The organism is Rheinheimera sp. (assembly GCF_020217005.1).
Classification (GTDB): Bacteria; Pseudomonadota; Gammaproteobacteria; order Enterobacterales; family Alteromonadaceae; genus Pararheinheimera.
The window spans coordinates 1-10,000 of sequence record NZ_JAIWOI010000261.1 but is presented as its reverse complement, the minus strand read 5'-3'; the positions used below and the strand labels follow the sequence as shown (position 1 = coordinate 10,000).

The window sequence follows — 10,000 nt, the reverse complement described above, 5'->3', positions numbered from 1 at the left end:
CCAAAGGCATCACAGCCACAGCAGATCCTGTATTGCAAACCCGCCCTGTCGCCTATTCGGTCAGCTTTGGCCGTAGGTTACAATAAGAGTTGATGCCCCCTTCTTTCTAATCAACAGAGGGGAAAAAGTGCAGTGGGAGCTCAGCTATGTCATCGACCACCCACTGCGATTCGATACAATCAGTCAGATGCTGCGCAATAAACTGGATAAGCCGTCTGGCGGATGCACTCAATCGTTTATCTTTGCGCGCCACCAGATACCAATGACTGTTCAGCGGAAAACCTTTGACTTTCAACCGGCTAAATTGCTCAGAATGCTGATCTAAAGTGTATGTTGATAACACGGCCAGCCCGAGTCCACTGGCCACACTTAATCGAATCGCTTCGTTACTTTCGATTTGCATCGTTTTTGATAACTCCACGCCTTGACTGCTCAACCAGGATTCAAATTGCATCCGGGTGGCAGAGCCTGGCTCACGCATTAAAAACCTTTCGTTTTTTAGTGCGGAAAAATCCAGCTCACCTCCTTCAAGGCAATAACGCGATGCCCAGTGATCCGCAGGCGCTATCAGTTGCAACGGGTTTTTAATAATACGACAAGCCTGGACCAACTCCCCACTTGGTGGCTGGCTAAACAGATACAAATCGTCATCCTGATGACCAAAGCGGTTCAGAATATGGGCTCTGTTACCCACGTTTAAGGTGACCGCAATTTTTGGATTGGCTTTATCAAATGCACCGAGAATAGTGGGCATTACATATTTAGCTGTGGTGACTATACCTAAACTTAAAGTACCACTACGCCCACCTTTGGCTTCTTCTAATAAAGCGGAAAAATCATCAAAACGGCTCAGAACATCAGATGCAGCCTGAAATAATGCGTCCCCGATATAAGTGGTATGGACTTTACCCTCACGGTATTCAAGCAAAGGTTGCCCTACTTCCTCTGTCAGCTTTTTAAGCTGTAAAGACACCGTAGGTTGGGTTAAATGCAACAACCGTGCAGCAGCTGAGACAGAAGCCAAGCGTACAACCTGAACATAGACCTGTAATAATCTAAAACTTAAATGCCGCACATCCATAGATGATTATCAATATTAAAGTGGCAAACAATTAATTATCCAATATACCCAAAGAAGGGCAAAATCGCCAGCCAATAACAACTAGGGAGTTCAGTTATGCCTGATATTGTGATCGCGTTTTTTGCCTTTGGCCTTATCGCTGGCTTATTAAAGTCCGATTTAAAAGTTCCTCAGTCAATCTATGAAACTTTGTCTATTTTGTTGATGCTGGTACTGGGTCTTAAAGGCGGTATGGCACTCCATGGTCAGGCCCATAGCGGTATGGTGCCAGACCTGTTGGCGGTAGCGGCATTGGGCTTAATAATTCCGTTATTAGCCTATCCGGTTTTACGCTATCTGATCCAACTAAGTAACTCAGACTCCGTCAGTATCGCAGCGCATTACGGTTCAGTCAGTGCAGGTACTTTCGCCGTAGTACTGGCTTTTGCAGAGAAATCAGGTTTGCCATTATTACCTGAAACCACGCTCTATCTGGTTATGCTTGAGTTGCCGGCTATAGTCATTATGCTGGGCCTGTATGGCGCGCTCAAAGGCCAGGGTAAACAAGCTCATATCTGGCGTGAAGCCCTGACCAGTCGCGGCGTATTGCTGCTCGGCGGAGGAGTCCTCATTGGTTATCTCTATGGTCCGGAAGGATTAGAGCCTATAGCCCCAGCTTTAATTGGCGGCTTTAAAACTATGCTCGCGCTGTTCTTACTGGAAATGGGACTCTGTACAGCCAAGGTTTGCAACCCGCTGCCACTAAAGCATTGGCGTTTAATGTTATTCGCTGGCTTAGCACCATTTGCCTTAGGAGCTTTAGGACTGGCTTTTGGGTTACTGTTGGATTTACCTCAAGGTTCATTATTGGTTTTAACCACTTTAGCGGCCAGTGCTTCTTACATCGCAGCGCCAGCTGCAGTGCGCGCCAGCATACCAGACGCCAATATAGGGCTGGCAATGATGGCATCTTTAGGTATCACTTTCCCGGTGAATGTGCTGCTGGCTATCCCTGTTTATCAGCAATGGGTAGAACTTGCGCTCGGTAATTAACCTGTAGTAGCTCAAAGCGAACAAAAAAAACGCAGTCAAACCAAGGGGCATTGCATTTATAACGTAAAGCAGTAGTATAAGGCCCAACGTCGGTACGTAGCGCAGCTTGGTAGCGCACTGTCATGGGGTGTCAGGGGTCGGAGGTTCAAATCCTCTCGTACCGACCATTTAAATTAACCTGCTTTTACAGCAGGTTTTTTTATTGCCAATAATCCTCTTCGCACAACACTTATCCAACCAGGTATTTCTCACTAGTTAAAAAAAATTAGCTTTTTTACAAAAAGTTCGTGTACATTGGTTTTCTGATTTAGTGACAACAGTAAGGAAAGGTTATGCAAGTCAATCTGAATACCACAGGGACCACTAGCGCATCTGCAACGCCAACTGCTGCACCCGCTACTCCAAGCAAAACCACAACAACTTCGGCTCCTGTAGCTACAGACACTGTGACATTGTCCGCTGAAGCAAAAGCTAAGCTGGCGGCAGAGACTTTGGGCAGTGGATCGGGTAATGAACCTCCGATCATTAAAACTCTTGGTAGTGGCTCAGGCAATGAACCGCCGATCATTAAAACTCTTGGTAGTGGCTCAGGCAATGAACCTCCGATCATTAAAACTCTTGGTAGCGGCTCAGGAAATGAACCTCCTATAAATAATCTTGTATAGAGATCGAGTCTGTGGGCGATTTTGCATACAACTTAGATAGGTTTTTTTGGCTAATTTGTCTGCTCCTTCTTGTTGTATCTTTTATTTACAAACTAGAGATATCGTCCAGAATTGCTTTAACTGTATGGGTTTTAGGAAACCTGTTGATGGACCAGTTACAACCATTTGTCATGGATCTTGCGATTAGTAACAGAGCCCTAGGTGCATCCTTGTGGTACGTAACCTGGGCCTTTATCGAAGTGATTTGCATATGGTTTATATACAAAATACATTCTGCCTATCAGCTTCCAGCAAGCAAACTCACCCGCTATATCATGTTTTGTTTTTTAAGTTTGTGTGCATTGCAACTCATGCGTTACGCAGACAGAGTTGTGTTCGAAACAGATCTATTATTAGCTATCTACAAATATGTCATTGTCTCTATAAATATTTCAGTGGTGCCGTTTGCGATGCTTTGGCTAGTCAAGGATATGCGCGCCGATAAGAAAGGAATGGTTATATGATCGAATTTTTGTCCTTATTAGTCATGGCATTATTGCTGTTGGTTGGTCTGTATTGTTATAACAGGATCTGCCGCAATTTTACGCTGGACGAAATTGAACTCAGGGTAGCTCAACAAATGGAACAACGAGCTCACAAACTTTGCATGCAGGCTTTTGAAGTGCAAAGAACAGTCGAGCTTATTGAACGTAACAAACTCGATGAGCAATTTCAGGATGACCTGCACTTGTATGTTGAAGATTTTCAGGCTGAAGTGGCTGAAGGGCTGCAAAAAAACAAAGTGCAAAGTGTCCAAAGTTATGGCTTTATCAGGCTAACCAAACACTAATAATTTGCTGAAACAGGTCGTTAATTCGCCCACTGCTTTTCATAATGATAAAAGTCTAAACGTGCCAGATTCAGATTTGGCTGTTGTAACTTCTTTAGATATTGTCGAATATTGTGCTGGAGTTGCTGTACTGCATCAAGCAGATCTGTTAAGGCAAATTCCTCTGAATGAAAAACAAAAATCTTCGTAGAAGGTTCAAGCCAACAGAACATAGCTTCGTTGTCCATCCAGGTAATAACCTGATTAAAACTGGTCAAATGATGAGCGCTATAGCGGCGCGTTGCTCCTTTGTCACGCACTGAATGATCAAACTCTCCGGCGTGACGCCACAAAGCTTCATTGCGCAGTGGGTGCTGTAGATCCGGTAAGTGTATTTCCTCTCTTAAAGCCATGGCTTTGTGGCAGATATCCAACCCCAACTCACCACAACATTTGGCAGGCCAGAAAATCCGTGACAGCTGGTGGCTGTGGATCAGAATGAGGTGCACTGCATCATAAATGTCCTGACAAGCTCTACGCTGGCAGTCCCAGTCTTCAGACCACTCATGCAATTGCCTGATTGCTCTGTCCAATTCTTTACCAGCATCCAGGACCAGCTCCGTTTGCAATTCCGCTTGCTTGATATCTACCAGTATTTCTTTGGCATCCATTTCAACACTCCTGTCAGATGAGACAACCACCCTGATTCGGGTACTCTATATGCTGAGTGTAGAAAGCTTGCTGGCCTTTGCAAGCCAACTAAATCAAAGCTAAGTTATAGATTTTCCGTAATTTACCCATTTAAAGAACAAGTAACATTCTAAGCTGCTGAGTTAACATACGATTGGAACTTTTGGTTTTTTCATATTTTTTTGTATTTATTTTCAACAATCTGCGTCCATCTGGTCACATAAAAGCGTATAGAGGCTGCAGGTAGGGATAGTTCCCGCCGCTTGAAATGAGGCTTTCATCAAATAGTTACATGCGCAGCTTAGACTTTGTCGTACAATAGCCACCTTTTTCGTCGCCTTTGAGGAATATTATGCTGGGCTTTTTTGAACGATTAACCAAACCTTTCCCTGATGACGAGCCAACCCAGCCGCCTAAAGGCTTATTTGCATTTTGCTTGCACTACAGTAAAGGTATGGTGCTGCCACTTGTCCTTATGTCCATAGCCACAGCACTCTTAGCTGCGCTGGAAGTATCTTTGTTTGGCTATATGGGCCAATTGGTAGACTGGCTGGTTCATAAAAACCCTGACACTTTCTGGCAAGAAGAAAAGGATACCTTAATTACCATGGCCGTGGTGATGCTGGTCGTCTTGCCTGGCTTGGTATTTTTCCACTCTGCTCTTATTCATCAAACTATATTGGGCAACTACCCAATGTCGATCCGCTGGCTTGCGCACCGCTACTTATTAAAACAAAGCCTGGGATTCTACCAGAATGAATTTGCCGGCCGTATTGCTACCAAAGTGATGCAAACAGCACTTGCGGTGCGGGAGACAGCAACCAAATTGCTGGATGTGATGGTCTATGTCTTAGTGTATTTTGGATCTATGTTGTACCTCATCGCAGATTCAGACTGGCGCTTGGTATTACCTATGGTTGCCTGGTTATTAATTTACACTGCTATTCAATTTTATTTTGTACCCAGACTGAAACAGGTTGCCACTCAGCAAGCCGACGCCCGCTCCGAAATGACAGGCAGGATAGTCGACAGTTACACAAACATCAGCACTATCAAACTCTTCTCTCATACAGCCCGTGAATCTGAATATGCCAGGGACAGCATGCAACTATTTTTAGTGCCTGTGTATAAACAAATGCGACTAGCGACCTGGCTGAATATCTGTGTACAAGGCCTGAACTATCTGTTGGTGTTTTCTATTGCTACGCTGGCTATATGGCTGTGGTCCGTTAATGCAGTTACAGTGGGTTCAATTGCGATAGCTGTCAGCCTGGCATTGCGTTTAAACGGTATGTCGCAGTGGATCATGTGGGAAGTCAGTGCGCTGTTTGAAAATATCGGCACCGTGGCCGACGGTATTGCCACTTTATCTCAGCCTCAGCAGATCCTTGACAGACCAGACGCCAAGGCCATTGAAGTACCTCAGGGCCAGATTGAATTTAAACAACTCAACTTTAATTACGGCAAAGCCGCAACTGAACATGGTCCGGTAATTGATGGGCTGGAGTTGTCTATCAAGCCGGGTGAAAAAGTAGGTTTAGTAGGTCGCTCAGGTGCCGGTAAGTCGACCTTAGTGAACTTGTTGTTACGTTTTTACGACGTCAATTCAGGCCAGATTCTAATTGATGGTCAGGATATCAAAACTGTATCTCAGGAGAGCCTGCGGGCCCATATTGCGATGGTGACTCAGGATACCTCACTGTTGCACCGTACTGTAAGAGAGAACATTTTGTATGGCCGTCCGGATGCAACAGAAGAAGAAATGATCAACGCAGCTCGTTTAGCTGAAGCTGACGCTTTTATTCAGGACTTGACAGATCCTAAGGGCAACAGTGGTTATGATGCGCAGGTCGGTGAAAGAGGTGTAAAGCTCTCGGGGGGTCAACGACAACGTATTGCTATAGCTCGTGTGTTATTGAAAAATGCCCCAATCCTAATCCTCGATGAAGCGACATCAGCCTTGGATTCGGAAGTTGAATCTGCAATCCAGCAGAGTCTGACACAGTTGATGATAGGTAAAACAGTGATAGCTATAGCACACCGTTTATCCACCATAGCAGCAATGGACAGGCTGATAGTGCTGGACCAGGGGCGTATTGTCGAACAGGGCAGTCATCAGGAGCTGATCGCCAAAGGCGGAATTTACGCTCAATTATGGGCACACCAAACCGGTGGTTTTATCGGCGTCGAATAACAAGACAGGGCATCAGCTCACATTGGTTGTACCTGACTATTGTGAGCTATGCCCTTTTTATCAGCCTAAACGCGGATCGGTTTCGGCAACCATTGGCTGGTTTAAATGCTCATTTCGGAACTGCAGTAACACTGGGAATGGTTTCAGGTCAACTAAATCACGGAACAACACCCAGTCAATCAACGTAAACAAGCTGATACTGACATAGTCCCAACGACCGAACTGCCCTGCCCTGATTTGTTGTTCTAAGGCTTCCAGCGTGGCATGAATACGCTCATGCTGCAGATTAAAAAACAGCTTGTCTTCAGTCACATCAAAGCCGGATCTTTTGCAAAGTAACAACTCGACCAGAGAATCTGTGCATGCGTTGATGGTGGTCAGGCTATTTTCCTGGTCCCAGCTCAGTGGCTTTATGGCAAGCTTCTGCGCCAAATAACGGTAAATGACCCCGGAATCAAAAATGACCTGTTGCTCGTCCACTAAGACTGGTACTTTGCGGGCTGGGTTGTGCTGCACTAAAACGGAACGGCCTTCCGACTCAAATATATTTAACGCAATAAACTGATAAGGCTGTCCCGCCAAGACTAAACGTAAACGACGTACAAAAGGTGAAGCCACTGAACCTAATAATTGCATAACCTACTCCATTTACTGACTATGGCTTTAGTTTATACCCTTCAACAGTGGCTAAGATAGTGCTTATTACAGCTTAATCCGGACTCACGGCGGAAAGCTTTTTCAATTCGAACTGATAGGCTGCCAAAGCAACCCGTGCGATAATGCCCTCATTGGTCTCCGTTGATTCCGTGGAGTCTTTGACAAATACTGCGACAAGCAATGGGCGACCGTCGGGTAATATGATAACGCCTACATCGTTGGTCGCTGCAGTTTTTCCTGCTCGTATCCCCGAATAGCCCGTCTTATGAGCCACTACGGTATTAACCGGTAATAAACCTTTTAAACGTTTTGGCCCAGTGGTTGTCTCGACCATCCACTGCCACAGCAAAGCCTGAGACGTTTTAGAAAGAAGTTCTTTTTGTTCGAACTTTTGCAGTATTTGCGCAGCGCCTTTCATAGATGTCCAGTTTTTATATTGGATCTGATCATCTGCATGCATCTGTGCTTCATTAGCTACTACTTCGGTCTCTTTGATACCAATGGACTGAATATAAGTATGCAGAGCTGAAGGTCCGCCAACTAATTCAAACAATAAATCACAAGCCACATTGTCGCTATGGGATACTGAATACTGCAGCAGTTGCTGTAGGGTAACGACAAACTCATCACCACTATGCTCTTTCATCATAGGTGACCAGGTATTTTGTAAAACTTCAGCACGTTTTACTGTTATCGACTGACTTAATTCCATTTTTCCCAGATCAACCTGATGTAACACCAGCATAGCTAAATGTAGCTTGAATACACTTTGCATCGGGAACTTTTCAAAAGGCTGGATCAGTAAGGGTTCCAAATCATCTGGTCCCCACACAGCTACACCCACTGTTGCCTTTTTTCCTGCCACTATACTTTCAATTTGTTCTTTCAAGGCTGGGGATTGAGCTGAAACAAAACATGAGCTCAGCACTAATGTAAACAACAGCGTGACATTAACAACTGGTTTTATCATGACATTCATTGTGCTGTCCTTATTTTAGTTAGGATTAAATAATGCAAAAGGCAGCAAGTGCTGCCTTTTGATATATCAACAGCTTCTATTCGATTTCTCTGCGAACTGCTCTGCTTTGTGCTCTTGGTTGTTCAACCCGGGGCTGCTGATAACTGCGCTCTACCCTCGGTTGTTCAACCCGGGGCTGCTGATAACTACGCTCTACCCTTGGTTGTTCAACCCGGGGCTGCTGATAACTACGCTCTACCCTTGGTTGTTCAACCCGGGGCTGCTGATAATTACGCTCTACTCTTGGTTGTTCAACCCGGGGCTGCTGATAATTACGCTCTACCCTTGGTTGTTCAACCCGGGGCTGCTGATAATTACGCTCTACCCTTGGTTGTTCAACCCGGGGCTGCTGATAACTACGCTCTACCCTTGGTTGTTCAACAGTAGGTTGTCGTAATGGGCGCTCAAATTTTGCTTGTTCAGTGCGCGTTGACTGATAGGTACGCTCCGGGCGCGGCATGTCTTGCCGTACTTGTTGTTCGGTTCTGTCAAGCTTCTGTTGGTCACGATTTTTTATCAGATCACGCCTTAATTCCTGACTAGGATCTGTAAATTGCCGCGGGTTCTCCGGCTCAACCTGAGCGCGCTGAGGTTGGTCCTTTGAACGCCTTATTAAATCCTCTGCCTTTTTGTTGCGTTCAAATTGACGATCTTTGTCAGAAAAACGCTGTTCTTTTTCATGATGTAGTTTCCTTTCAGGTGCATAACCCTTGTCTTCACGGGTTTGCGCTGCCCACTCGCGTTGTTGTTCTTTATTGTGGTAGCTCCGGCTGCCACTAAATTCGCGGGTCGGTTGATAACCTGCATGATAACTGACACCACGTCTGTGATGCGGGTTGTGCTGCCAGTGATGAGAGTTCCGATGCTCAATAATCTGGTGGCTGCGATAGTAATAAGGGTCACGCCAGTGATGATGATGATCGATCACCACAATTTGCCGGCGTGGCCAGTGGAAGCTGCTGAAATAAAAACCTGGTGCTATCTGAATACCAATACCCCAGGAGAATCCACGATATACAGAATACCCTACTGGTACGTGCCAATACACAGGCGGATAACTGCGCCACCACCAAGGGCCATAGACAATTTGTGGGTCATAATAGGGTAAATAAACCACTTGTGGTGAAGCAGGTTCAATGATGATAGTTTTTTCTTCCCTCACCACTTTTATATGCTGCTGTTTATCCAGATTACCTGAAGCATAAGCTTTAGTACGCAGGGTCTGAATGCTGGTCATAACTTGCGCTTCCTGCCCTAAAAAGGCATCACCTAAACGCTGAGTCCAATCAATATCATCACTCATACGCTCCAACAGTTGCGGGAAAGGAACAAGAGCCTTGACACTTGGATCCCAATCCATATCTTCAACTTCATCCAGAGCTTTTTCAGCACTGTAACCTGGGTGCTCTTCCACCCATCTGTTGGCTTTAATGATCTCCAGCGGATAAGTAGAGGCAATAAGCAGATGCGACAACACTGTGTCCGGGTACAAAGCTACAGGTGCAAGCATCGCGTCCAGCTCAGCCTGACTAAAACTTTGCACAGTGCTACCTGCACTAGCGGTCTGTTGTGCTGCCGCTGGGGCAACTAACAAGGCTGGAAACAAAGCCACTGAAAGCAAAGGTAAGCATTTCATCAGGGCACGCATCATAAGCTCCTGCCACTTTTGTGGCCGCTAAAACCCGGATCTATGGATGAAAGTGTCGCGAGATCCGACGCCACACTTCAAAAAAATTTTCCACTGATGCATTCATCACCAGCTTGCATCAGGTTATAGCAAGTATTGCCTGAACAGCTTCTGAATGTGCAGCAACAGTTGTTATGCTTTGACTTTAAACAGTGCTGAAGGTTTAAA

10 protein-coding genes and 1 tRNA gene are annotated in these 10,000 nt (G+C 45.4%); 6 read left to right on the top strand and 5 right to left on the bottom strand.

All coding sequences use genetic code 11. The annotated features are described in order from the left end of the window. Positions 1-106: 106 nt before the first annotated feature. Complete coding sequence (locus LDL40_RS12780) at positions 107-1,081, bottom strand: LysR family transcriptional regulator (protein ID WP_300995764.1); 975 nt, start codon at positions 1,079-1,081, stop codon at positions 107-109. Between the two features lie 96 nt (positions 1,082-1,177). Here LDL40_RS12780 and LDL40_RS12775 point away from each other — a divergent pair, with 96 nt between their 5' ends. From LDL40_RS12775 to LDL40_RS12755, 5 genes are all read left to right on the top strand, one after another. Continuing rightward, a complete protein-coding gene (locus LDL40_RS12775) occupies positions 1,178-2,113 on the top strand; it encodes a sodium-dependent bicarbonate transport family permease (RefSeq protein WP_300995763.1) in 936 nt (311 codons plus the stop codon). A 90-nt stretch (positions 2,114-2,203) separates the two neighbouring features. Next, positions 2,204-2,280, top strand: a tRNA-Pro gene (locus tag LDL40_RS12770). 165 nt (positions 2,281-2,445) lie between these two features. Continuing rightward, complete coding sequence (locus LDL40_RS12765; RefSeq protein WP_300995762.1) at positions 2,446-2,778, top strand: hypothetical protein; 333 nt, start codon at positions 2,446-2,448, stop codon at positions 2,776-2,778. Positions 2,779-2,924: 146 nt separating this feature from the next. Further along, on the top strand, positions 2,925-3,281 hold the full coding sequence (locus LDL40_RS12760) for a hypothetical protein (RefSeq protein ID WP_300995761.1): 357 nt from the start codon (positions 2,925-2,927) through the stop codon (positions 3,279-3,281). Further along, complete coding sequence (locus LDL40_RS12755) at positions 3,278-3,607, top strand: hypothetical protein (RefSeq protein ID WP_300995760.1); 330 nt, start codon at positions 3,278-3,280, stop codon at positions 3,605-3,607. Before LDL40_RS12760 ends, LDL40_RS12755 begins: the two co-directional genes overlap by 4 nt. 20 nt (positions 3,608-3,627) lie before the next feature. Here the strand turns inward: LDL40_RS12755 and LDL40_RS12750 are convergent, their stop codons facing one another. Next, entirely contained in the window at positions 3,628-4,257 is a 630-nt protein-coding gene (locus LDL40_RS12750) for a hypothetical protein (protein ID WP_300995759.1), read from the bottom strand. Positions 4,258-4,628: 371 nt separating this feature from the next. Between LDL40_RS12750 and LDL40_RS12745 the strand changes: the two genes are divergently transcribed. Beyond that, positions 4,629-6,470, top strand: a complete 1,842-nt coding sequence (locus LDL40_RS12745) for an ABC transporter ATP-binding protein (protein ID WP_300995758.1) — start codon at positions 4,629-4,631, stop codon at positions 6,468-6,470. Positions 6,471-6,530: 60 nt separating this feature from the next. Here LDL40_RS12745 and LDL40_RS12740 read toward each other — a convergent pair whose 3' ends face one another. The 3 genes from LDL40_RS12740 to LDL40_RS12730 form a co-directional block, all read right to left on the bottom strand. Continuing rightward, positions 6,531-7,106 carry a glutathione S-transferase family protein gene (locus LDL40_RS12740; protein ID WP_300995757.1) on the bottom strand — a complete coding sequence of 192 codons (576 nt, stop codon included), beginning with the start codon at positions 7,104-7,106 and terminating at the stop codon, positions 6,531-6,533. Positions 7,107-7,179: 73 nt separating this feature from the next. Further along, a complete protein-coding gene (bla, locus tag LDL40_RS12735) occupies positions 7,180-8,106 on the bottom strand; it encodes a class A beta-lactamase, subclass A2 (RefSeq protein ID WP_300995756.1) in 927 nt (308 codons plus the stop codon). Positions 8,107-8,182: 76 nt separating this feature from the next. Next, positions 8,183-9,796, bottom strand: a complete 1,614-nt coding sequence (locus LDL40_RS12730; protein WP_300995755.1) for a DUF3300 domain-containing protein — start codon at positions 9,794-9,796, stop codon at positions 8,183-8,185. Between the last annotated feature and the right edge of the window lie 204 nt (positions 9,797-10,000).

Coding starts and splice junctions, on each gene's coding strand:
- LDL40_RS12760 (WP_300995761.1), top strand. CDS start 2,925: ATGGACCAGTTACAACCATTTGTCATGGATCTTGCGATTAGTAACAGA.
- LDL40_RS12765 (WP_300995762.1), top strand. CDS start 2,446: ATGCAAGTCAATCTGAATACCACAGGGACCACTAGCGCATCTGCAACG.
- LDL40_RS12780 (WP_300995764.1), bottom strand. CDS start 1,081: ATGGATGTGCGGCATTTAAGTTTTAGATTATTACAGGTCTATGTTCAG.
- LDL40_RS12745 (WP_300995758.1), top strand. CDS start 4,629: ATGCTGGGCTTTTTTGAACGATTAACCAAACCTTTCCCTGATGACGAG.
- LDL40_RS12740 (WP_300995757.1), bottom strand. CDS start 7,106: ATGCAATTATTAGGTTCAGTGGCTTCACCTTTTGTACGTCGTTTACGT.
- bla (WP_300995756.1), bottom strand. CDS start 8,106: ATGAATGTCATGATAAAACCAGTTGTTAATGTCACGCTGTTGTTTACA.
- LDL40_RS12750 (WP_300995759.1), bottom strand. CDS start 4,257: ATGGATGCCAAAGAAATACTGGTAGATATCAAGCAAGCGGAATTGCAA.
- LDL40_RS12755 (WP_300995760.1), top strand. CDS start 3,278: ATGATCGAATTTTTGTCCTTATTAGTCATGGCATTATTGCTGTTGGTT.
- LDL40_RS12730 (WP_300995755.1), bottom strand. CDS start 9,796: ATGATGCGTGCCCTGATGAAATGCTTACCTTTGCTTTCAGTGGCTTTG.
- LDL40_RS12775 (WP_300995763.1), top strand. CDS start 1,178: ATGCCTGATATTGTGATCGCGTTTTTTGCCTTTGGCCTTATCGCTGGC.